The 22,081-nt window shown below is 72.4% G+C and carries 21 protein-coding genes; 7 read left to right on the top strand and 14 right to left on the bottom strand.

Going from position 1 to position 22,081, the window contains the following annotated elements; all coding sequences use genetic code 11:
• Positions 1-63: 63 nt before the first annotated feature.
• Entirely contained in the window at positions 64-843 is a 780-nt protein-coding gene (locus RWK90_RS14900; RefSeq protein ID WP_314038401.1) for an SDR family oxidoreductase, read from the top strand.
• A 165-nt stretch (positions 844-1,008) separates the two neighbouring features.
• Positions 1,009-1,545, top strand: a complete 537-nt coding sequence (locus tag RWK90_RS14895) for a ferritin (RefSeq protein ID WP_314038400.1) — start codon at positions 1,009-1,011, stop codon at positions 1,543-1,545.
• A 115-nt stretch (positions 1,546-1,660) separates the two neighbouring features.
• Here RWK90_RS14895 and RWK90_RS14890 read toward each other — a convergent pair whose 3' ends face one another.
• From RWK90_RS14890 to RWK90_RS14875, 4 genes are all read right to left on the bottom strand, one after another.
• On the bottom strand, positions 1,661-2,242 hold the full coding sequence (locus RWK90_RS14890; RefSeq protein ID WP_314038399.1) for a dihydrofolate reductase family protein: 582 nt from the start codon (positions 2,240-2,242) through the stop codon (positions 1,661-1,663).
• Positions 2,243-2,304: 62 nt separating this feature from the next.
• On the bottom strand, positions 2,305-3,936 hold the full coding sequence (locus RWK90_RS14885) for an ATP-binding cassette domain-containing protein (RefSeq protein ID WP_314038398.1): 1,632 nt from the start codon (positions 3,934-3,936) through the stop codon (positions 2,305-2,307).
• Between the two features lie 842 nt (positions 3,937-4,778).
• Positions 4,779-5,936: a membrane protein insertase YidC gene (yidC, locus tag RWK90_RS14880; RefSeq protein WP_314038397.1), complete on the bottom strand. Its 1,158-nt coding sequence runs from the start codon at positions 5,934-5,936 to the stop codon at positions 4,779-4,781.
• A gap of 214 nt (positions 5,937-6,150) precedes the next feature.
• Positions 6,151-7,245, bottom strand: a complete 1,095-nt coding sequence (locus RWK90_RS14875) for a UDP-N-acetylmuramate dehydrogenase (RefSeq protein WP_314038440.1) — start codon at positions 7,243-7,245, stop codon at positions 6,151-6,153.
• A 135-nt stretch (positions 7,246-7,380) separates the two neighbouring features.
• Between RWK90_RS14875 and RWK90_RS14870 the strand changes: the two genes are divergently transcribed.
• The 4 genes from RWK90_RS14870 (at position 7,381) to RWK90_RS14855 (ending at position 10,311) form a co-directional block, all read left to right on the top strand.
• Positions 7,381-7,881, top strand: coding sequence for a DUF2505 domain-containing protein (locus RWK90_RS14870; RefSeq protein ID WP_314038396.1), 501 nt, complete (start codon positions 7,381-7,383; stop codon positions 7,879-7,881).
• A gap of 58 nt (positions 7,882-7,939) precedes the next feature.
• A complete protein-coding gene (locus RWK90_RS14865; protein WP_314038395.1) occupies positions 7,940-8,776 on the top strand; it encodes an LmeA family phospholipid-binding protein in 837 nt (278 codons plus the stop codon).
• A 15-nt stretch (positions 8,777-8,791) separates the two neighbouring features.
• Positions 8,792-9,298 (top strand): metallophosphoesterase, encoded by a 507-nt coding sequence (locus RWK90_RS14860; protein ID WP_314038394.1) that lies wholly within the window; start codon positions 8,792-8,794, stop codon positions 9,296-9,298.
• Positions 9,299-9,360: 62 nt separating this feature from the next.
• Positions 9,361-10,311 (top strand): NADP-dependent oxidoreductase, encoded by a 951-nt coding sequence (locus RWK90_RS14855; RefSeq protein ID WP_314038393.1) that lies wholly within the window; start codon positions 9,361-9,363, stop codon positions 10,309-10,311.
• Between the two features lie 415 nt (positions 10,312-10,726).
• Here the strand turns inward: RWK90_RS14855 and deoC are convergent, their stop codons facing one another.
• Positions 10,727-11,425: a deoxyribose-phosphate aldolase gene (gene deoC / locus RWK90_RS14850; RefSeq protein WP_314038392.1), complete on the bottom strand. Its 699-nt coding sequence runs from the start codon at positions 11,423-11,425 to the stop codon at positions 10,727-10,729.
• A 53-nt stretch (positions 11,426-11,478) separates the two neighbouring features.
• Here deoC and purU point away from each other — a divergent pair, with 53 nt between their 5' ends.
• Entirely contained in the window at positions 11,479-12,345 is an 867-nt protein-coding gene (gene purU, locus RWK90_RS14845; RefSeq protein WP_314038391.1) for a formyltetrahydrofolate deformylase, read from the top strand.
• 60 nt (positions 12,346-12,405) lie between these two features.
• Here purU and RWK90_RS14840 read toward each other — a convergent pair whose 3' ends face one another.
• From RWK90_RS14840 to aceA, 9 genes are all read right to left on the bottom strand, one after another.
• On the bottom strand, positions 12,406-13,113 hold the full coding sequence (locus RWK90_RS14840; protein WP_314038390.1) for a MerR family transcriptional regulator: 708 nt from the start codon (positions 13,111-13,113) through the stop codon (positions 12,406-12,408).
• On the bottom strand, positions 13,110-13,391 hold the full coding sequence (locus RWK90_RS14835) for a DUF2516 family protein (protein WP_314038389.1): 282 nt from the start codon (positions 13,389-13,391) through the stop codon (positions 13,110-13,112). Before RWK90_RS14835 ends, RWK90_RS14840 begins: the two co-directional genes overlap by 4 nt.
• A gap of 144 nt (positions 13,392-13,535) precedes the next feature.
• The gene (locus RWK90_RS14830) at positions 13,536-14,774 is read right to left on the bottom strand and encodes a hypothetical protein (protein ID WP_314038388.1); all 1,239 of its coding nucleotides are present in this window, start codon (positions 14,772-14,774) and stop codon (positions 13,536-13,538) included.
• Positions 14,775-14,856: 82 nt separating this feature from the next.
• Positions 14,857-15,267 (bottom strand): helix-turn-helix transcriptional regulator, encoded by a 411-nt coding sequence (locus RWK90_RS14825; RefSeq protein WP_314038439.1) that lies wholly within the window; start codon positions 15,265-15,267, stop codon positions 14,857-14,859.
• 265 nt (positions 15,268-15,532) lie between these two features.
• On the bottom strand, positions 15,533-16,819 hold the full coding sequence (locus tag RWK90_RS14820) for a DUF445 family protein (protein WP_314038387.1): 1,287 nt from the start codon (positions 16,817-16,819) through the stop codon (positions 15,533-15,535).
• A gap of 11 nt (positions 16,820-16,830) precedes the next feature.
• Positions 16,831-17,139: a hypothetical protein gene (locus tag RWK90_RS14815; protein ID WP_314038386.1), complete on the bottom strand. Its 309-nt coding sequence runs from the start codon at positions 17,137-17,139 to the stop codon at positions 16,831-16,833.
• A 17-nt stretch (positions 17,140-17,156) separates the two neighbouring features.
• The gene (metE, locus tag RWK90_RS14810) at positions 17,157-19,595 is read right to left on the bottom strand and encodes a 5-methyltetrahydropteroyltriglutamate--homocysteine S-methyltransferase (protein WP_314038385.1); all 2,439 of its coding nucleotides are present in this window, start codon (positions 19,593-19,595) and stop codon (positions 17,157-17,159) included.
• Complete coding sequence (locus tag RWK90_RS14805) at positions 19,595-20,515, bottom strand: 3-hydroxybutyryl-CoA dehydrogenase (RefSeq protein ID WP_314038384.1); 921 nt, start codon at positions 20,513-20,515, stop codon at positions 19,595-19,597. Before RWK90_RS14805 ends, metE begins: the two co-directional genes overlap by 1 nt.
• A gap of 148 nt (positions 20,516-20,663) precedes the next feature.
• Entirely contained in the window at positions 20,664-21,959 is a 1,296-nt protein-coding gene (aceA, locus tag RWK90_RS14800; protein WP_314038383.1) for an isocitrate lyase, read from the bottom strand.
• Positions 21,960-22,081: the final 122 nt, after the last annotated feature.

Genomic DNA, 22,081 nt, shown 5'->3' with positions numbered 1-22,081 from the left:
CCGGTCCAGCATCCCGTCTGGCGAGCGTGCGCGTGGTCGGAACGGCCCACTAGTGTCGGTGCCATGAGCACCGAGCACTCCGACGCCCGCGACCGCCTGTCCGCCCTGCCCTCCGACACCCGCGTCGCGGTGGTGACGGGGGCCTCCTCCGGGATCGGTGAGGCGAGCGCCCGCGAGCTGGCGCGGCTGGGGTTCCACGTGGTGATCGGCGCCCGGCGGGTCGAGCGGCTGGAGGCCCTGGCCACGGAGATCGACGGTACCGCCATGCCGCTGGACGTCACCGACGCCGCCTCGTGCGAGGCGTTCTGCGCGGCCATCCCCCGGCTGAACGTCCTCGTCAACAACGCCGGCGGCGCCAAGGGGACGACCAGCGTGATGGACGCCGACGAGGACCAGTGGCGCTGGATGTGGGAGACCAACGTCCTCGGCACGCTGCGCATGGTGCGGGGGCTCATGCCGGTGCTGGTCTCCACCGGCGACGGACTCGTCATCACCATCACCTCGATCGCCGCGTTGGAGTCGTACGACAACGGCTCCGGCTACACCTCCGCCAAGCACGCCCAGGCCGTGCTGCACCGCACCCTGCGCGGTGAGCATCTGGGGCAGCCGGTGCGGTTCACCGAGATCGCGCCCGGCATGGTCGAGACCGAGTTCTCGCGCGTGCGGTTCGACGGGGACGACGACAAGGCGGCCGCTGTCTACCGTGGGCTGACCCCGATGGTCGCGGACGATGTGGCGGAGATCGTCGGCTTCGTCGCAAGCAGGCCCTCGCACGTCAATCTGGACCAGATCGTGGTGAAGCCGCGGGATCAGCACTCGGCCATGCGAGCGCACCGGAACTGAGCCCCGGAAACACAGGGAAGGCTGCCCATCACAGAGTTCGGTTAGCCTCACTGACCTGGAAAAACGCTGGAATCGCGCCTACTGTCGGACTCCTCGGGGCGCCACATGCCCCGCCCGGATCTCGACAGCCGTCGAGGCCGTCCCCCAGCGAAAGGCGCCATCACCATGGCCAGGAACAAGAACTCGTTCGTCGACCTCCTCTCCGCCCAGGTGGGTCACGAGTTCGCCGCGAGCCAGCAGTACATCGCGATCGCCGTGTGGGCCGACGCGCAGGACCTGCCGCAGCTCGCCGCGCGCTTCTACTCCCACAGCCTCGGCGAGCGGAACCACGCGATGATGATGGTCCAGTACATGCTCGACCGCGACATCCCCGTCACGATCCCCGCCGTCCCCGCCCCACAGGCCGACTTCACCGGCCCCATCGGCGCGCTGCGCCTCGCACTCGAGCAGGAGAAGCAGGTCACCCGGCAGATCGAGGCCATGTTCCAGGCCGCCCGCGCCGAGTCGGATCCGCTCGGCGAGCAGTTCATGCTGTGGTTCCTGCGCGAGCAGGTCGAGGAGGTCGCCAACATGAGCACCCTCGTCACGATCGCCGAGCGCGCGGCCGACGACTGGTTCCGCATCGAGGAGTACCTCGCCCGCGAGACCGACTCCTCCACCAACACCGGCACCCCGCCGTCGGTGGCCGGCGGCGCGGTCTGACCTCCGCGCGACCAGCGGCCCCCGCCACCGGGAGGAGGCGGGGGCTGCTGGCGCGGGCGCGGCGGGCTTAGCCGGCGCGGGCGCGGCGGGCTCAGCTGGCGCGGGCGCGGCGGGCTCAGCCGCGGATGTACTCCACGTAGCTCACCCCGCTCCCGAAATCGCTGCGCCTCCGCTGGGTGAGCAGGAGCGGGGCGGGGCCCGCGGCGGCGACCAGGGGGATCCCGCCGCCGAGCAGAACAGGGCTGACCTTGAGCCGGAACTCGTCGATCTCGTCGAGAAGCTGACCGGCCAGCACCCCGCCGCCGCACAGCCAGATGTCCAGCGGCGAGTCCTCCGCCTTGAGTCGGCGGACAAGGGCGACCGGGTCCTCGTCGCAGATCGTCAACCCGTCCTCGGCGGGCAGATCCTGCGGCCGATGCGTGAACACGTACTGGCGCAGATGCGGGTAGCCGCTGGTCACGCCCAGGTCCACCCCCACCTGATGGGTCGCACGTCCCATGAGGACCGTGTCGAACTCGCGTGGCGGGGTGTCCTCCAGGCCGAACGCGGCACGTAGGTGACCCGGGACCGTCTCCGGGTAGCGCTCGATCAGCCGTGTCATGTGGTCTCCCTCGGCAAGCAGGAAGTCGGTCTCGCCCTCGGGTCCGGCGATGAAGCCGTCGACGGTGACGGCGACGTAGTAGATGAGCTTTCGCATGGGTGGTCTCCTCGTGGAGTCGGGTGGGGTCTGCGCGGGGCCGCGCAGCCCGGGGGTCCGCGTCACGGCAGCCGGATCACGTCGTCCACCCCCACCCGCGCGCAGAAGCCGTCGTCGTGGCTGACCAGCAGCAGAGCACCCCGCCACCGCGCGAGGGCGTCAGCGAGGACCCGCACCCCGTCGAGGTCCAGGTTGTTGGTCGGCTCGTCGAGGACCAGCAACTGCGGGACCGGCCGGGCGAACAGCGCCGCAGCCAGCGCCGCCCGGAGACGCTCGCCGCCCGACAGGTCCCCGAGTCCGCGGAACCCCGCGTCGCCGACGAACAGCATCCGTGCCGCGTGCGCGTGGACCTCCGCCGGATCGGAGTCCGGGCGTACCGCCCGGATCGCGTCGACGACCGACCACTCCGGACGCCCCACCTGCAGATCCTGCGGTAGCAGGGCCCACGGGACATGGACGACCTCGTCGTCGTCGCCCCGATCCGGCGCCCCCGCGACTGATGCACGTCCCAGTCCCGGCGAGCCCCCGCCGCCCGGCCCGAACAGCCGCCGCAGCAGGGTCGTCTTGCCGCTGCCGTTCGGCCCGGCGAGCCGCACGCGGGCCGGGCCGACGAGCTGGATCCGCCCGGCGACGGGATCGTCCGCGTCCAGGACCACCCGCCCCGTCGGCAGTCCCGGGTCCGGCAGGTCGACCCGCAGCAGCTCCTCGCGGCGGACCGCCGAGTCGGCCCGACGCATCCGCTCGCGCGCCTGCTCCACGCCCTTCTCGTGCGTGGCCCGGTAGCGCGCCGCCGACTCCTGAGCCTGACGCTTGCGCATCCCCATCACGATCTTCGGCTCCCGCTTGGTCGCCTCCATCTTCCGGCCGTAGCGCTCACGTCGGGCCAGCACGATCTGCGCGTCCGCCTTGTCACGCTTCTCGGCGCGCAGGTCGTTGCGGGCCGCGGTCAGGGACTGTCGCGCGGCCGCCTGCTCGGCGTCGATCACCTGCCGGTAGTGCGTGTACGTCCCACCGAATACGCGGCACGTGCCGTCGCGGAGTTCCACCGTGGTCCCGACGCGGTCCAGCAGCTCGAGGTCGTGGCTGACCATCAGCGCGACGCGGTCCCCACCGCCGGTGAACGCGTCGAGCGCCGCGAACAACCGCTCCCTCGCGCGACCGTCGAGGTTGTTGGTCGGCTCGTCCAGCAGCAGGACCCGGGGCCGGCCGAGGAGCCGACCCGCCACCGCCGCCAGGGTTCTCTCCCCGCCGGACAGCGCGAGCACGGGTCGGTCGAGGTCCGTCGGCAGGCCCAGCTGGGCGAGCAGCCCGGTCGTGCGCTCGGCGATCGACCAGTCGTCGCCGATGCGGGTGAAGTCGTCGTCGTCGCCCTCTCCCGCCTCGATCCGGGCCAGGGCCGCGAGCGTGCCGCCGATGCCGAGCTCGTCGGCGAGGGTGCGCCGGGGCGGCGCGTCGGCGAGCAACTGCGGCAGGTAGGCGACGGCAGGCGGCCGGGCGGGTTCGCTGTCGACGCTGATCGACCCGCGCGACGGGCGCAGCTCGCCGGCGACGAGACGCAGCAGTGTGCTCTTGCCCGCGCCGTTGCGGCCGACGAGCGAGGTCAGGCCCGGCCCGAGAGTCAGGTCGAGGCCGTCGAAGAGTGGGGTGTCGTCGGGAAACGCGTACGCGACGTCCGACAGGACGAGGGATGACATGCGTGCTCCAGGGAGGTGGCGGATGGGCCGGGTCTCACCTGGGGTCGAGCACTGTCCTCGGGTCTCCTCGTCTCGGGCTCTCGGCCGTGCCCCTCACGGCGGCGGGTCTCCCCGCGGCCGCGCCGTGCAGCTGCCGACGTACGGCTCAGGAGCCTACGCCCGGCGCGCGGCGGTGGCAATGGCCGTGCGACGCCGAGCTGAGGTTTCCGGGGGACCGTTTTGGACGCAGCTATGGCGGAATTTCTGCCGAATCGCCTCCGTGGTCTCGTCCAATTTCGCCTTGAGTGCGTCCACACGCGCGGCGGGCCGCGGCGGGCGGCGGGCCTGCGCCCTCTCCTGGGGGACCGTTTTGGACGCAGCTATGGCGGTACTCCTGCCGAATCGCCTCCGTGGTCTCGTCCAATTTCGCCTTGAGTGCGTCCACACGCGCGGCGGGCCGCGGCGGGCGGCGGGCCTGCGCCCTCTCATGGGGGACCGTTTTGGACGCAGCTATGGCGGTAATCCTGCCGAATCGCCTCCGTGGTCTCGTCCAATTTCGCCTTGAGTGCGTCCACCCGCGCGGCGGGCCGCGGCGGGCGGCGGGCCTGCGCCCTCTCAGGGGGGACCGTTTTGGACGCAGCTATGGCGGTAAGCCTGCCGAATCGCCTCCGTGGTCTCGTCCAATTTCGCCTTGAGTGCGTCCAGACGCGCGGCCGGAGCGGCGGGGCGGGGCTGGGCGGGGTGCGGGCGCGGCGGGGTGCGGGCGGGCGCGGGGGCCGGCGGCGGGGGCGGGTGCGGCGGGGGCGGGCGGGGCGGCCCAGCGCGAGGAGCGGAGGCCAGCCGAGGCGGGTGCGGGGGCCGGACTACATGAACGCGCTGGGCGGGAGGCCCTCGCGGCTGGTCATGGGCAGCTCCTTCTCCAGCTTCTCCATGAAGATGTGCGACTGCACGGCGGTCCAGATGTTGTTGGTGAGCCAGTACAGGCCGATCGCGATCGGGAAGTTGAAGAAGTACGCGCCGACGATCGGGAAGAACGGGAACAGGTACATCATGATCTTCATCGACTGGTTCATCGACTCGGTCATCTGCTCGGCCATCGACTGGATGTCCTGCGGCTTGTCAGCGCCCGCAGCGCCGGTCGCGCCCGCGGCCCCGGTCGCTCCCGCGGCGCCGGCAGTGGCGGCGGCACCGGCGGCGCCCGGCCTCACGGGGGTCTCCGGGGTGCCGGCGGGGTCGCGGTCGGCGGGGTCCACGCCGGGCGCGGTGGGCGTGCCGTCGACGACCGCCTCGCCGTCGATCTCCACGACCTCTCCGTCGACGAACGGCCCGCCGGCGCGGTCCTCGGCCTCCACCTGCGCGATCGCGGCCTTCTCCGCGGCCTTGGCGGCCTTCTGGCGGCGGAAGGAGTTCCACATGTTGATGAACGTGGCGATGCCCGCCAGCACGAACAGCGGCACGGCCAGCATGAGGATGTCCTCGCGCACCAGCCCCGGGTGCAGCGAGTCCATGACGTCCTGCGGCATCCGGATGTAGGAGGCGAGCGGCACGCCGAAGATCTCGGCGTTGAGGAACGAGGACACCTGCTCGGGGCCGAACGCCCCGTTGCTCATCTGCTGCGCCTCCTCGATCGACTTGCCGGGGGGCGAGAAGTTGAGCAGCACGTAGTACAGGCCCAGGAACACGGGGATCTGCACGAGCAGCGGCAGGCAGCCGGCGGCGGGGTTGACGCCGGCGCCCGAGTACAGGGCCTGCATCTCCTTGGCCTGCTCCTGGCGGTCCTCGGGAGACTTGCGGTCCTTGTACTTGAGCTGCAGCTCCTTCATCTTGGGGGCGAGCTGCGCCATCTTCCGCATCGAGTACTGCTGCCGCCACATCGAGCGCAGCAGCAGCAGGCGCACGGTCACCACCAGCAGGAGCACGGAGCCGACCCACGCGATGCCGGAGTTCGGATCCACCACGAAGCTGAGAACCCAGTGCCAGAACTTCATGACGAGCGACACCGGGTACGCGAACAGGTCCACGGGGGAATCTCCAGGAGGGTCGGGTGGCGCCGACGCCGGCGCGGGGGCGGTATGAGCTTAGGCGAGTTCCAGCGTGCCAGGGCGGGCGCCCGCGGCGGGTGCGGGGGTCACGCGCCGGGTGCGGGGCGCATCAGGGCGGGGCGCGTCAGGGCGGGGCGGGCCGGGGCGGCCGGCGCGCGCGGGGCGCCCGGGGCGGGGGCGGCGGGGGCGCCGGTCAGATGTGGCAGCCCACCCACACGGGCTCGGGGTGCAGCTCCACGCCGAACGCCTCCCGCACGCCGTCACGCACCTCGCGCGCGAGCGCGATGATGTCGTCGGAGGTGGCCGCCCCCCTGTTGGTCAGCGCCAGCGTGTGTTTGGTGGACAGGCGGGCGGGCGACGACGACGAGGGGTGTCCCTTGCCGAAACCGGCCCGCTCTATCAGCCAGCCGGCCGATAGTTTGACCCCGCCGGGCGCGGAGAAGGCGGGCATCTGCTCGGCCGGCGCGGACCCGAGGCGGGCGGCCACCCGGGACCGCACGGTGGGGAGTTCGTCCTCGCCGATCACCGGGTTGGTGAAGAAGGACCCGGCCGACCAGGTGTCCTCGTCGTCGTCGTCGAGCACCATCCCCTTGCCGCGCCGCAGCTCGAGCACGGTACGCCGCACCACGGCCGGGTCGGTCCGCTCCCCCGGCGTCACGGCGAGGCGGCCGGCGAGTTCGGCGTAGCGGATCGGCTCGCTGCGTCCCGCCGCGTCGAGGCGGAACTCCACCTCCAGCACCACCGCGCGGTCGGTGTTCTTGAGCACGGAGGTGCGGTAGGCCAGTCCCAGGGCGTCGGGGGTGACCCACTCGTCGACGCCCGTCGCGCGGTCGTACCACCGCACGCGGTGCAGGATCTGGGCCACCTCCACGCCGTACGCGCCGACGTTCTGCACCGGCGTGGCGCCCACGGACCCGGGGATCCCGGACAGGCACTCCAGGCCGCCGTACCCGCGCCCGACGGTGTCGGCGACCAGATCGTCCCAGGTCAGGCCGGCGCCAGCGCGTACGACGAGCTGGCCCTCGCGGGTGCCGGGGAGGTACTCGACCTCCCGGTTGCGCACGGCCACCACCACCAGGTCGAGGTCCCCGCCGGCGACCACCAGGTTCGACCCGCCGCCGAGCACCAGCACCGGCACCCGGGCGGCGTCGAGGGCGCGCACCGCCGCGACCACCGCGTCCGCGGACGCGCACTCGAGCAGGGCTCGCGGGCGGCCGCCGATCCGCAGGGTGGTGAGGTCGGCCAGCCGCGCGTCGGGGCCCGCCGTGACGCCGGCGACGGTCGTCAGCTCGGCGACGACCGGGTCGGCGGGGTGCGGCGCGGCGTCGGCGGCCACGGCCTGCGGCGCGGCGGGGTCCACTGGGTCGGACGGGGACGGGTTCACGCGTCCGAGGGTAACCGGCGGCTTGTAGGGTCGGACCCCATGGCGACCCGCTTCTCCCACTCGGCACGCATCGACGCCCCCGTCGAGGCCGTGTTCACCTCCTACGGCGACGAGGCCTACTGGCGCGACCGCATCGCCGCCGTCGGCAGCGCGCGCGACACCCTCGACGACTTCGCGGCCACCGACGACACGATCACCGTGACCGTCACCCAGCACATCCCCGAGGACGACATCCCCGACGCCGCCCGCAAGCTCCTCAACGGGCAGCTGGTGATCGTGCGGACCAGCACCTACACCGGGTTCGACGGCCGCCGGTTCACCGGATCCGCGCGCGCGGAGGCCGCCGGCGGACTCGGGCTCATCGACGGCGAGGCCGAGGCCTCCGACCGCGACGGCGGGGCCGTGGAATCCGTCTCGGGCCGAGTCAAGGTCACGGTGCCACTGCTCGGCGGCAAGCTCGAGAAGATGGTCATCGCGCACCTGGACCGGCTGTTCGAGGCCGAGTACGCCCACCTCAACCGCTGGGCGTCCACCCGCTGACCAGCAGCGGGGCGGGTGGCCCCTGCACGGGGGGCCGGTATCGGTGACAATCGGACGAATGCAGCAGCCGCACGACACGCAGCGACTCCCCGTCCACGACCGGCCCGGCGTCCAGGACGCCCGGACCGAGCAGTTCGCCGCCGCCCCCGGCGCCGGATCGCCCGATTCGCGGGCGACTCCCCGACGCCGTGGTCCGAAGCTCGCCCTCATCGTGGGCCTGGTCGTGGTCGCGCTCATCGCCGCGCTCGTGGGCCTGGAACTCGGGATGCGCAACGCGATCAAGGAGCGCATGGGCGAGGAGATCACCGCCACCCTCGGCTCCCCCGCGCAGGTCGAACTCGGCGCCCGCCCCGTGATCCTGTCCTACCTCGACGGCAACCTCGGCTCCGTCCACATCACCACCGACGGCTCCACCGCCGCCGGCACCACCAGCCCCGCCCCGCAGATCGACATCCGCGCCGACGGCGTCCGATCCGAGGGCGACCTCACCCGCGTCGACACCCTCTCCGGCACCGCGTTCGTCTCCGACCAGGCCATGACCGCCGCCGCACAGTCCGAGAGCGTCGCCGGCGACAGCCTCCTCGGCGGGCTGGTCCAGGTGCAGGGCATCACCTCCGACCCGGACGCCGGCACCCTGCGCGTGTCGATCAGCGGACTCGCCGAGGCCGTCGTCACCCCACGCCTCGTGGGCGGCGACCTCGAGATGCAGCCCGAGCAGGCGTCGATCCTGGGCTTCCCCCTGCCCTCCGAACTGCTCGGCGGCACCATCTCGATGATGGACTCCGCACTGGCCGAGATGCCCGAGGGCGTCCAGCTCACCGGCGTGCGCGTCGTGCCGGGCGGGATGACCGTCGACCTCGCCGGCACCGACGTGATCCTGGAGTCGACCCGCTAGCGGCACACTGGGCGCATGCGCCTGCTCCTCATCTCCGACACCCACGTCCCCACCCGCGCCCGCGACCTGCCGGACCGGGTGTGGGACGAGGTCGACGCCGCGGACGTGGTCATCCACGCCGGGGACTGGATGGACGTCGCACTCCTCGACGCCCTCGAGGACCGCGCCACGCGGCTCCTCGCCTGCTGGGGCAACAACGACGGCCCCGAGCTGCGTGACCGCCTCCCCGAGGTGGCCCGCGCGACCCTCGACGGCGTGCGGATCGCGGTGACCCACGAGGCCGGCGCCTCCCCGGGACGGGAGCGCCGGATGGCCCGGGCGTACCCGGACACCGACGTCCTGGTCTTCGGCCACTCCCACATCCCGTGGGACACCACCACCCCGGCGGCATCCGGCGCCGGCGAGCTCCGCCTGCTCAACCCCGGATCGCCCACCGACCGCCGCCGCCAACCGCACCACACCTACATGACCGCCGCCATCACCGGCGGCGCCCTCCGCGACGTCACACTGCACACGCTCTAGCGACCGCCGCCCCTCGTCGTCGTGCCGAACGGCGGGTCCGGGAATCTGCCACCCTGGGAGCCATGAGCAACGACACCACCATGCGAGCCGTGCAGCAGCAGTCCCTCGGGGAGCCCGACGTCCTCGCCGTCGTCGACCTCCCCAAGCCCACCCCGCGGACGAACGAGGTCCTCGTGCGCGTCGAGGCCGCCAGCGTCAACCCCACCGACTGGAAGCACCGCGGCAACGGCGGATTCCTCGGCGAACCACCGTTCGTGCTGGGCTGGGACCTGTCCGGCGTGGTCGAGGAGGTCGGCATCGGCGTCGCCCGGTTCGCCCCCGGCGACGAGGTGTTCGGCATGCTCTCCTACCCGTTCGGCCACGGCGCCCACGCCGAGTACGTCGCCGCCCCCGCCGCCTGGTTCGCCCCCAAGCCGCCCTCGCTCGACCACGTGCAGGCCGCCGCCCTGCCGCTGGTCTCGCTCACCGCGTGGCAGGCGCTCGTCGAGAACGCGGATATCCAACCCGGGCAGCGGGTGCTCATCCACGCCGCCGCCGGCGGGGTCGGTCACGTGGCCGTGCAGATCGCCAAGGCCCGCGGCGCCCACGTGATCGGTACCGCCAGCTCGGCCAAGCACGACTTCCTGCGCGAGATCGGTGTCGACGAGCCGATCGACTACCGCGAGGTCGACATCGCGGAGGCGGTGAGCGACGTCGACGCCGTGCTCGACACCATCGGCGGGACGACCTCGCTGGCCTCACTGCGCACGCTGAAGCCCGGCGGAGTGGTGGTGTCGATCCTGCCCGTGGGCTCCGACGACTTCTATCGCCAGGCCGAGCAGCTCGGAGTGCGGGCGATCCGGATGCTGGTGGACTCCTCGCGCCACGATCTGGTCTCGATCACCGAGCTCGTCGAGAAGGGTGAGCTGCGGGCCACGATCGCGGACGTCTTCCCGCTGGAGCAGGCCGCCGAGGCGCACCGACGTGGGGAGACCGGCCGCACCACCGGGAAGATGGTGCTCACGACCCGCTGAGGCGGGCGGCGCCGGGCGGGGCTGGGCGCGCAGGCAGCGCCGGGCGGGGCCGGGCGGGGCGGGGCCGGGCGGCCAACGCCGGGGAGGCAGGCAGCGCCGGGCCGAGCGGCCAGCGCCGGGGAGGCAGGCCAGCGCCGGGCGTCCTGGCAATTCGGCAGCATGAGTGCCCGCAGTCGCGCTGCGGTATCGGCTTACGCTGCCTCTGTGGTCCATTCGCCCAGCGTGACCCGGCCATAACCGGGCGCGGCGGCAGCGTAGGTCAGCGAGCCAGCGCATCCAGGGGGTGGGTGCGCTGGCTGATTGCCCGCTGACGTCCCGGGGAGCGCCTTCTGACCGCCCTGGGCACCGCGGCCGCCCCAGAGAGAGCCTTCTGACCGCGCTGGGAACCGCGGACGCCCCGGAACGCCCCCGCCGCCTACTCGGGAAAGCCCTCGAGGACGGCGCGGGTGCCGCTGAGGCCGAGCCGGGTGGCGCCGGCGGCAATCATCGCGCGGGCGGTGTCGGCGTCGCGGATCCCGCCAGAGGCCTTGATGCCCAACTGTCCGCCCACCGCCCGGCGCATCGCCTCGACCGCGCGCACACTGGCGCCGCCGGCGGGATGGAACCCGGTGGAGGTCTTGACGAAGTCGGCGCCGGCGCGGGCCACGGCGTGACAGAGCTCCTCGATCCGCTGATCGCCCGCCTCCTCGCCGAGGGCCTTGTGGATGGCGGCGGTCTCGAGGATCACCTTGATCACGACCGGCGGCGGGACCGCATCCCGCATCGCCAGCACATCGGACATCACCTCGTCGACGAGGCCCGAGATGGCGGCGCCGACGTCGATCACCATGTCCACCTCGCGCGCACCCTGGTCCACGGCGAGACGGCCCTCCATGGCCTTGACCAGCGAGTGGTGCTTGCCCGACGGGAAACCCGCGACCGTGGCCACGATCTGGTCCCCGGCCCGCACCGGCAGCATCGCCGGGCTCACGCACACCGCCTTGACCCCGAGCTCGCGCGCCTCGTCGAGCAGGGCCTGCACGTCCTCCCGAGACGCGTCGGGAGAGAGCAGCGTGTGGTCGATCATCGAGGCGACACGGGCACGGGTCAGCTGATCGGTCGGGGTGGCGTCCATGCGGGCCAGCCTAGCGGCAGCCCATGACGGGCCTGGTGGCACAATGAACACCCATGTCACGACGCTTCGTCCTCACGCTGGGTTGTCCCGATCGCATCGGTATCGTCGCCCGGATCGCCACCTTCCTCGCCGAGCTCGGCGGAACCATCGTGGAGGCGGCCTACCACGCGGACGAGGACACCGGTTGGTTCTTCACCCGCCAGTCCGTGGACGCCGAGTCGATCGGCATGGAGATCGACGAGCTGCGCCGCCGGTTCGAGCGCGTGGCCGCGGAGCTGGGCCCGGAGGCCGACTGGCAGATCTCCGACTCGTCCGAGCCCAAGGACGTCGTCGTCCTGGTCTCCAAGGAGGGCCACTGCCTGCACGACCTGCTGGGGCGGGTCGAGAGCGGCGACTACCCCGCCCGCATCCGCGCGGTGATCGGCAACCACGACAACCTCCGCGGGATGGCCGAGGCGCACGGCGCGCCGTTCCACCACGTCCCGTTCCCGACCGACCCCGCCGAGCGGGGCCCGGCGTTCGAGCAGGTCGCGGGGCTGGTCGACGACATCGACCCGCACGCGATCGTCCTGGCCCGCTTCATGCAGGTGCTGCCGGACGACCTGTGCACCCGGTGGGCCGGCCGCGCGATCAACATCCACCACAGCTTCCTGCCCAGCTTCGTGGGTGCGCGCCCGTACCACCAGGCGCACGTGCGCGGGGTCAAGCTCATCGGCGCGACCTGCCACTACGTGACGGCGGACCTCGACGAGGGGCCGATCATCGAGCAGGACGTCATCCGCGTCGACCACACGGCGACGGTGAAGGACATGGTGCGGCAGGGCCGGGACGCCGAGAAGCTGGTGCTGGCCCGCGGGCTGCGCTGGCACCTCGAGGACCGGGTGCTGGTCCACGGCGCCCGCACGGTGGTCTTCACCTAGAACGCCCGGGAGGCCCGGCACGCCGATGCCCGGCAGAGGCGCGCCCGGCTCGCCGAGCGGTCAGCCCTTGGGGAAACCGTGACGGTCGACCAGGAGGGTCTGCGCGGCGGACAGGAAGATCAGCCGGGCGGCCGCGCCGGCGCGCGGCAGGATCCCGGTCACCCGCTTGACGATCACCGACTGGTCCATGCCGGCGTCCTTCATGGTCTGCACGAGCACGTCGATCGCCTCGGCGGCAGTGCTCTGGCCCTCCATGAACAGGTGGCCGATCTTGTCGATGCCCTCCTCGCCGACCCCCAGCACGATGAGCTCGCGGAACAGCTCCAGCATGTAGCGGTCGGCGAAGAAGTGGTCCGCGGCGGCCGAGTCGCTGACCAGGCCGATCGACTCGCCGCGGTCGAGCAGCTCCTCGGGGAGTTCGAACCCGGCCACCGCCTCCACTCCCCCGCGCGGCAGCCTCCGTCGGCCGCTCGCCCGCCGGGCCGGCCGGACGGCCTCCAGCTCGAGCAACTCGGCGAGCGTGAAGCCGTGCCGCTCGGCGATGAACAACTCCTCGATGGTCGCGAAGGTGTAGCCCCGGTCGAGTAGCCGAAGGATCTGCCCCAGCCGGCGCTTGTGCTCCGGCCCGTAGAAGGCGGTGCGGCCACGGCGCACGGGCGGCGGCAGCAGCCCGCGTTCCTGATAGACGCGGATGTTGCGCACGGTGGTGCCGGAGTCCTCGGCCAGTTCCTCGATCCGCTGCAGCGGCCCGGCCTCCGGCTGCTTCACCTGCGTCGACCGCCCACCGCCGGCCGCACGTCGGCAAAGAAGACGCCCACGGCCACCATGGCGATGATGCTGAGGAACCCGAGCGGCCGGATCGCGAACAACAGGGCGGCCACGGCGCAGATGGCGATCCACGCGGGCTTGGGCCACTTGCCCTCGACGGAGTACGCCGAGGCCGGCGGCAGCACGGCCAGCACCAGCCCGGCCAGCGCCCAGATGACGAGCGCGCCCTGGATGACGAGCTGGACCATGCCCCACGTGCCGGAAATCGTCTCAATCACGGTGCCCAGTGTAGTGGGCGGGTCGGACACCCCCGCGTGGCGATGTTCACAGGTGTCCGCAGAACGCAGCCGCCCCGGCCGGCTCCCGAGGGAGCGGGCCGGGGCGGCAGTGCGCGGAGCGGGAGGGCGCGGGGCCCTCTCACCTCACGGGCGATCGGTGCCCGCGGGCGGCAGCGGCGTGTCCGCGGTGGTCAGCGCCGGGTCGTTGTCGGCGAGCTCGATCGGCGACGGCGCGTCCGAGTCCGAGCCGGCAGAGCCGGAGCCGGCCGGCTTCGCGGCGGGCGTGCCCGCGGTGGACTTGCTCGCGGTCGGCTTGGCGGACGACGACGTGGTGGACGCGGGCTTCTTGGCGGTGGTCTTGGCCGCGGCCTTGGCCGCCGCGGACTCAGCGGCCGTCGGCTTGGCGGCCACCGGCTTCTCGGTGCCCGACGCCGTGCCCGACGCGGTGGCCGTGGCCTTGGTGGTGGTCTTGGCCGGGGCCTTCTTCGCGGGCGCCTTGGCCGCCGCCGCCTTCTTGGCCGGGGCCTTCTTGGCCGGAGCCTTCTTCGCGGGCGCCTTCGCGGCCGGGGCCGTCCGGGCCTCCACCTCGGCGGTGCCACGTGCGACCTCGGCGGAGACCGTGGAGGCGGCCTCGTCGACCCGGTCGGCGGCCTTGTCGGCGGTCCGGTCGACCCGGTCGGCCACCTCGTCGACCCGCTCGGCGGCGGTGTCGGCGGCGTCCCCGGCGGACTCGGCGGCCTGGCGGGCGGCCTTGGAGACGCGCCCGGCGGCCTTCACGCCGATCGACCGGGTCTGGCGGGCGACGGTGCCGAGGGCCTCCTCGCCCAGCTCGCGCTGCTCCTCGACGGCCCCGGCGGCGCGGGCGACCTGCTCGTTCACGCGGGCCAGCCCGGCCTCGAGCTGCGGGTTCTCCTCGCGCAGGCGGCTCACCACGTCCTCGCCGCGAGCGGCGAGTCCGCTGTAGATCCCGGCGGCCACCTGGACGTACGCGTCCGCGACCTTGCGCAGCTCGTCGGGGCGGAAGCGGTTGACCAGCTCCTCCACCTCGTGCGGCAGCGACTGCACGCGCTCGGGGACCTCGGTCACGCGCTCCTGCGCGCCGGCCACCCGCTCGGTGATGCGGTTCTGCACGTCGGAGACGCGCTCGGTGACCTTGGACTGGGCGTCGGAGACGGCATCCTCGGCGCGGCGGCGAAGGTCGTTCACGAGGTCGGACACGGCCTGGATGGCCAGGTCGTTGGCCCCGACATAGGCGTAGACGGGGGTCCGCACGGCCGCGATCGCGTGCCCGAGCGGGCCGCCGACCGGATCCTTCGCGGGGGTCCCGGCCGCGGTGTCCGCGGCCGTGGTGGCGGACTTCTTTCCTGTGGTCTTCTTGCTCATCTCGACTCCTCGTCTCGTGTCGTGCGGGTGCTTCCTCGAAGCGGTCACGTGGCCCGGCGGGCCGCCGTCGGCAGGTCCCGGATCAGGGGACGTCGACGACCTGGTCGGCTGCGGTCGCGTTGTTCGCCAGGAACGACTCGTAGATCTCCACGAGCACCTCCCTCTGTCGCTCTGTGAGGTCCGGGGCGGTGAGGATCGCGTCCCTCACCGGGCTCCCCTGTTTGAGTTCGAGGATCCCGGCGCGGGCGTAGAGCACCTCGGCGGACAGCCTCAGACCTCGGGCGATCTGCCCCAGCACCTCGGCGGACGGCTTACGCAGCCCGCGTTCGATCTGGCTCAGATACGGGTTGGAGACGCCGGCACGCTCGGCGAGCTGCCGAATGGACACCTGCGCGGCCTCCCGCTGTGCGCGGATGAACGCCCCGATGTCCTGCGATTCGGACGGACGGCGATCACCCTCGACGAGCGCGGTGACGTCGCTGTGGCGCGGCATCTCACCCGTCGGCTTGTTCCTGCGGGCGAGGGTGGCGGCGGTCGGCTCCTCGACCGGTGCGCCGACGTTCTCCGCGCCGGCGCGGGTCGGGTCGGTGCGTCCGGCACCACCGCGTGCGGCCATCGGAGTCACCTCCCCACGCCTCGTGTCCGTCTCTCCTCGGCTGCCACCAACGCTAGCAACGAGTGCTAACTCCAGCAAGCACTATGTGCACGACGATCCGGTGGGATGTATCACACGAGAGGGCGGGGCGGCACCCCGGGGATCAGAAGAGCAGCTCGGTGGCGGCGTGGATGACCAGGCCCGCGAGGGCGCCCACGACCGTGCCGTTGATGCGGATGAACTGCAGGTCCTTACCGGCGAGCAGCTCGATCTTGTCGGAGGCCTCGTCGGCGTCCCAGCGCTCGACCGTGTCGGAGATGATGGAGGTGACCTCCCCGGCGTAGTTCTCCGCGACGTAGCGCGCGGTGCGGGTCATGTAGTCGTCGAGGCGCGTGCGCACGGTCTCGTCGGAGACGAGCATGTCGGCGAGGCGCCGCAGGAGGTCGTCGATCTTGACCCGCAGCGTGGAGGAGGTGTCCTCGGTGGCCTCGACGATCATCCGCTTGGCGGCCGCCCACGCGGACCCGGCGGCGCGGCGCACCTCCTCGCGGTTCATGACCTCGTGCTTGAACGACTCGAGCTTGGCCATGGTGGATGGGTCGTGCTGCAGGTCGCGGGCGAAGTCCTCGACGAACCCGATCAGCGCGAGGCGCACGGCGTGCTGCTTGTCGACCTTGATCTGCCACGTCCACTCGCGCAGCTCGCGGTAGGCGCGGTCGGAGAGCAGCTCGTTGACGAACTGCGGGGCCCACGTGGGCGCCTTCTCCCGGACCCAGCGGTCGATGGTCTCCGGGTTGGCCTCGACCCACTCGTGGGCGCGGTCGGCCATGAGGTCCAGCACCGGCAGGTGGCGCCCCTCGTCGAGCAGTTCGGCGAGGATGCGCCCCGCGGGCGGCCCCCACTCGGGCTCGGCGATCCGGGCCACGATGGTGCGTTCGATGATCGCCACGGCGTCCTCGTCACGCAGGACGGCCAGGACGGAGCGGATGGCCTTGGCGGCCTGGTCGGAGGCGAGGGCGCGGTTGTCGGTCTCGGCGAGCCACTCGCCGGCGCGCTCCGGGATGCGGGCGCCGCGGACCTTCTCGCTGACCATCTCGGGGTCGAGGAAGTTCTCCCCCACGAACCCGCCGAGGGAGGTGCCCAGCTGGTCCTTCTTGCGCCGGATGAGCGCGGTGTGCGGGATGGGGATGCCCAGGGGGTGGCGGAACAGGGCGGTGACGGCGAACCAGTCGGCCAGGCCGCCGACCATGCCGGCCTCGGCGGCGGCGCGGACGTACCCGACCCAGGACGGGGCGCCGTTGTGCAGGGCGTACTCGGCGACGAGGTAGATCACCCCGGCCACGACGAGGAACCCCGTCGCCACCATCTTCATGCGACGGAGGGCGGACCTCCGCTCGGCGTCGGTCGCCGGGTCACCCGCCTTGAGCGCAGGTCCCCCGGCGGCGACCACCGGGTCGAGCGTCAGTGCGAGTCCTCGCGGCCGTGCTTACGGAAGCCGTACATGCACACGAACAGGCCGATGAGGAACACGACGGTGGTGGCCACGACCGCGGCGACGGCCATCCCGAGCGAGACACCGGCGTCCTGCGTGTAGTAGCCGATCGCGGTGATGGGCAGGCCCAGCATGCTCATGCTCAGCAGGAGGATGGCGGAGCCCACGTAGATCTCGGTGGAGTACAGCGGGTAGGTCGGGGCGACCGTCGTCGCGTACTCGGGGTAGTACTCCTCGACGATGGCGGCACCAGTGTGCTCGAGCGTCTGACCGGCCATGATGTCGTCCTCTTTCGTCAACTACCGATCCCGGGCGCGCGGCCCGGGACTTGCACGTCATCGATCTTATTAGACACCGCGTCCCGGCGGGCAACCGCCCGTCGGATCCGGCGGGCGGCGGTGACGAGGTTGCGCAGGCTGGGTTCGAGCTGCCACGTGTAGCGGCTCTTGAGCCCGCCGTCGGGCACCGCCCACAGCCGCTCCACCCCCACCGCGTCGGCCGCGCGCAGCAGCCACTCGTGCAGCAGGTCGATGTCCGGCACGAACCCGGAGCGCGACTCGTACACGCCGGGCGCGACCTGCCGCGTGAGGGTGTGGTCGGTCAGGGCGTCCAGAACCCACTCGATCGACCGGGTGGCGACGATGTTGGTGACGTCGGCGTCGAGCTCCTCGATCGCCTCCTTCATCACCTGCAGCGACGAGTACGTCATGTGGGTGTGGATCTGGGTGTCGGGCCGGGCCCCCGCGGAGGCGAGGCGGAAGGTGTCCACCGCCCAGTCGAGGTAGGCGCGCCGGTCGGCGCCGCGGCGCGGCAGCAACTCGCGGATGGCCGGTTCGTCGATCTGGATGATCGCCGTGCCGGCGGCCTCGAGGTCCGCGACCTCGTCGCGCACCACCAGCGCGAGCTGCGTGGCGACCTCGGGCAGCGCGAGGTCGGTGCGGCAGAACGACCGCGCGAGCATCGTCACCGGTCCGGTGATCATCCCCTTGACGGGCCGGTCGGTCAGCGACTGCGCGTAGCCCGTCCACTCGACCGTCATCGGCGCGGGCCGGGCCACGTCCCCGTAGAGGATGGGCGGACGCACGCAGCGCGAGCCGTAGGACTGCACCCAGCCGTGGCGGGTGGCGGCGAACCCGTCGAGCAGTTCGGCGAAGTACTGCACCATGTCGTTGCGCTCGACCTCGCCGTGGACCAGGACGTCGAGGCCGATGTCCTCCTGCAGCCGGATCACCGAGGCGATCTCCGCCCGCAGGTAGTCGCGGTACCGGTCGTAGTCGATCCGCCCCTCCGCCAGGTCCCGGCGGGCCCGCCGGATCTGCACCGTCTGCGGGAACGAGCCGAGGGTGGCGGTGGGGAGCACGGGAAGTCCCAGCCTGTCGGCCTGCCGGGCGGCCCGCTCACCGTAGGGGGCGCGGACCTTGTCGTCGTCGTCCACCCGGGCGGTCCTCGCCCGCACGTCCTCGCGGCGCGCGCTGGGCAGCACCGGCAGCGGGCGCCAGCGCGGCGTGGGGCCGTCCTCCAGGGCGTGCGCCAGCGACACCACCTCGGCGACCTTCTGCCGCGCGAACGCCAGCGAGTCCACGAGCTCGGCCGGCAGGTCGGTCTCGGCAGTGACGTCGTACGGCACGTGCAGCAGCGTGCACGAGGTCGACACCACCACGTCCGCGAACACGGCCCTGAGCTCGCGCAGCTGGTCCAGGGTGGCGAACTTGTCGGTGCGCCACACGTTCTGGCCGTCCACGACGCCGGCGTAGAGGCGTTTGGCCGGCAGCCCGGGGATCGCGGCCAGCTCGGCGGCGGACCGGCGCCCGTACACGAGGTCCAGCCCGATCGCCTCGATGCCGGTGGCCGCGAGCGCGGGCAGCGCGTCGGCGAGGTCGCCGTACTCGCCGGTGACGAGGATCCGCGGCCGCCCGGCCACCGCGGCGAGCCGGTCGTAGGCCTCGCGCAGCCGGGCGATCTCGGCGGGCGTGCGCTCCATCGTCATGCACGGCTCGTCGAACTGCACGCACGTCACACCCGCGTCGGCGAGCACGCCGAGCAGCGCCGCGTACTGCTCCAGCAGGCGGTCGAGCAGGTCCAGCGGCGTGAATCCGGGCGCGGCGCCGGGTGCGGCCTTGCCGAGCAGCAGCAGGGAGACCGGCCCGGTGATGACGGGGCGCAGCTCGAAGCCCAGCTCGTGGCCGCGGGCGATCTCGGCGACCAGCTCGTCCGGCCGCAGCCCCAGCTCGGAGGTCTCGTCGAACTCGGGTTGGCGGTACAGGTAGGTGGTCCCCTGCAGCGGCACGAGTTCGAGCGGGGGGACGTCGGCGCGGCCGCGCGCCAGGGCGAAGACGGTGTCGACGGGCGAGAGGCCGCGGGTGAGGTCGCGGAACCGGGCGGGGATCGCGCCGAACAGCAGGGCGTCGTCGAGGATGTGGTCGTAGAAGCTGAAGGTGTTGCCGGGGATCTGGGTGAGACCGGCGGCGCGCAGGTCGTGCCACGTGGCCTCGCGCAGGCGACGCCCGGTGGCGAGCAGTTCCGCGCGGGTGCCGTCGCCGTGCCAGTACCGCTCGAGGGCGCGTTTGAGCTCGCGGCGCGGCCCGATGCGCGGGTAGCCCAGGACCGAGGAGGCGCGCGTGGGTTCGAGGTGCGGCGCGGCGTGAGGTGGCGCGGGGGTCTGCGCGGCGGGCGTGGGCGCGGGGGTCTGCGCGGCGGGTGTGGGCGCGGGGGTCGACGACGACGACGAGGTCATCAGCGGTCGGCGCGGGCCGTGGCCCGGGGCACGGGATAGCGGTGGAATCCGTGGCCCGTGCGGCGACCCAGCCGGCCGGACTCGACGAGGTGCACGAGCAGCGTGGGCGGGGCGTACAGGGGCTCGCCGAATTCGGCGTGCATCGCCTCGGCGACGGTCTTGACGGTGTCGAGCCCCACGTGGTCGGCCAGCGCGAGCGGCCCCATGGGGTGGGCGCAGCCCAGCACCATGGCGCGGTCGATGTCCTCGGCGGTGGCGTGGCCGGACTCGGCCATGCGGATGGCGGAGAGCAGGTACGGCACGAGCAGAGCGTTGACGACGGCTCCCGCGCGGTCGGCGGAGTGCACGACCTGCTTGCCCAGGACGTGGTGGGCGAACTCCTCGGCGCGGTCGCGGGTGTCCGCGGCGGTGTCGGGCGTGCTCACGAGCTCAACCAGCGGGAGCACCGGGACCGGGTTGAAGAAGTGCATCCCGATCACGCGCTGCGGGCGGGTGGTGCACGCGCCGAGGGTGGCGACGCGGACGGCGGAGGTGTTGGTGGCGAGCACGGCCCCGGGGTCGGTGACGACCTCGTCGAGGCGGCGGAACACGGCGGACTTGGCGGCCTCGTCCTCCACGACCGCCTCGATCACGAGTTGGCGGTCGCAGAAGTCGTCGAGGTCGGTGGTGAAGCGCAGGCGCAGGGCGGCCTGTTCGCGTTCGCGTTCGGTGATCTTGCCGGAGGACACGCCGCGGTCGAGGGACTGCAGGATGCGGGCGCGGCCGGCGGTGGTGAGCTCGCGGGTGGACTCCCACACGAGGACGTCGACGTGGGCGCGGGCGCAGACCTCGGCGATGCCGGCGCCCATCTGGCCGGCGCCGACCACGCCGACCCGGGTGATCCGCCCCGGGTCCGTGGCGGCGTCGCGGCTGCTGGGCATGGTGTCCTGCGTCCTTCGGGGGAGGTCGGCGGGTCGGGCGTGCCGGTGCACGCCGCCACCCGGTCGGGCGGGAGAGACGACCGGGGGCCGGGCCGCCTCGTCGAGACGGCCGCGGCCCCCGGGTGTCACGTCAGGTCAGGCCCACTTCTCAGTGGAACTGGCCCTCCTCGGTGGAGCCCTTGAGCGCCGTGGTGGAGCTGTTGGGGTCGACCGTGGTGGCGATGGTGTCGAAGTAGCCGGCGCCGACCTCGCGCTGGTGCTTGACGGCGGTGAAGCCACGCTCCTCGGCGGCCTTGAACTCGCGACGCTGCAGGTCGACGAACGCGCTCATCTGGTTGCGGGCGTAGCCGTGGGCCAGGTCGAACATGCCGTAGTTGAGCGAGTGGAAGCCGGCCAGGGTGATGAACTGGAACTTGAAGCCCATCGCGCCGAGCTCGTTCTGGAACTTGGCGATCGTGTCGTCGTCCAGGTGCTTGGACCAGTTGAAGGACGGCGAGCAGTTGTAGGCCAGGAGCTGGTCCGGGAACTCGGACTTGACGGCCTCGGCGAACTGCTTGGCCACCTCGAGGTCCGGGGTGCCGGTCTCCATCCAGATGAGGTCGGAGTACGGGGCGTAGGCCTTGGCCCGCGCGATGCAGGGCTCGATGCCGTTCTTGACGTTGTAGTAGCCCTCGGCCGTGCGCTCACCGGTGATGAACGGGCGGTCGCGCTCGTCGACATCGGAGGTGATGAGCGTGGCGGCCTCGGCGTCGGTGCGGGCGATCACGACGGTGGGCACGTTCGCGACGTCGGCCGCGAGGCGGGCCGAGTTCAGCGAGCGGATGTGCTGCTGCGTGGGCAGGAGCACCTTGCCGCCGAGGTGGCCGCACTTCTTCTCCGACGCCAGCTGGTCCTCCCAGTGGGTGCCGGCGGCGCCCGCGGCGATCATGGCCTTCTGCAGCTCGTAGACGTTCAGGGCGCCACCGAAGCCGGCCTCGCCGTCCGCCACGATCGGCACGACCCAGTTGTCGACCGAGTCGTCGCCCTCGACGCGGGCGATCTCGTCGGCGCGCAGCAGCGCGTTGTTGATGCGACGCACGACGTTCGGCACCGAGTTGGCCGGGTACAGCGACTGGTCCGGGTAGGTGTGGCCCGAGAGGTTGGCGTCACCTGCGACCTGCCAGCCGGAGAGGTAGATGGCCTTGAGGCCGGCGCGCACCTGCTGCACGGCCTGGTTGCCGGTCAGGGCGCCGAGCGCGTTGATGTAGCTGTCGTCCCCGGCGTTGACGCCCTCCCAGAGGATCTCGGCGCCACGGCGGGCGAGGGTGTGCTCCTCGACGACGCTGCCCTGGAGCTCCGCGACCTGCTCGGCGGTGTACTCACGCGTGACGTTCTTCCACCGGGGATTGGTGTCCCAGTCCTGCTGGATCTCCGCGGCGGTACGAGGCTTTCCGACGTTCGACATCGCGACTCTTTCCTGTCTTCGGGGGCGGGTCGGGATTCGCATCCTTGCGAGCCACCGGCCCTGTTCGTCGCCTAGCGTGCCACATCGCGGACAGCCCGTCTACCTGCAGGTAATGCAAATAT

The sequence above is a fragment of the Dietzia sp. CH92 genome (genome assembly GCF_032248695.1).
In the GTDB taxonomy this organism is placed as follows: Bacteria; Actinomycetota; Actinomycetes; order Mycobacteriales; family Mycobacteriaceae; genus Dietzia.
The sequence above is the reverse complement of the archived record's forward strand: the minus strand, read 5'-3'. Positions and strand labels throughout refer to the sequence as shown.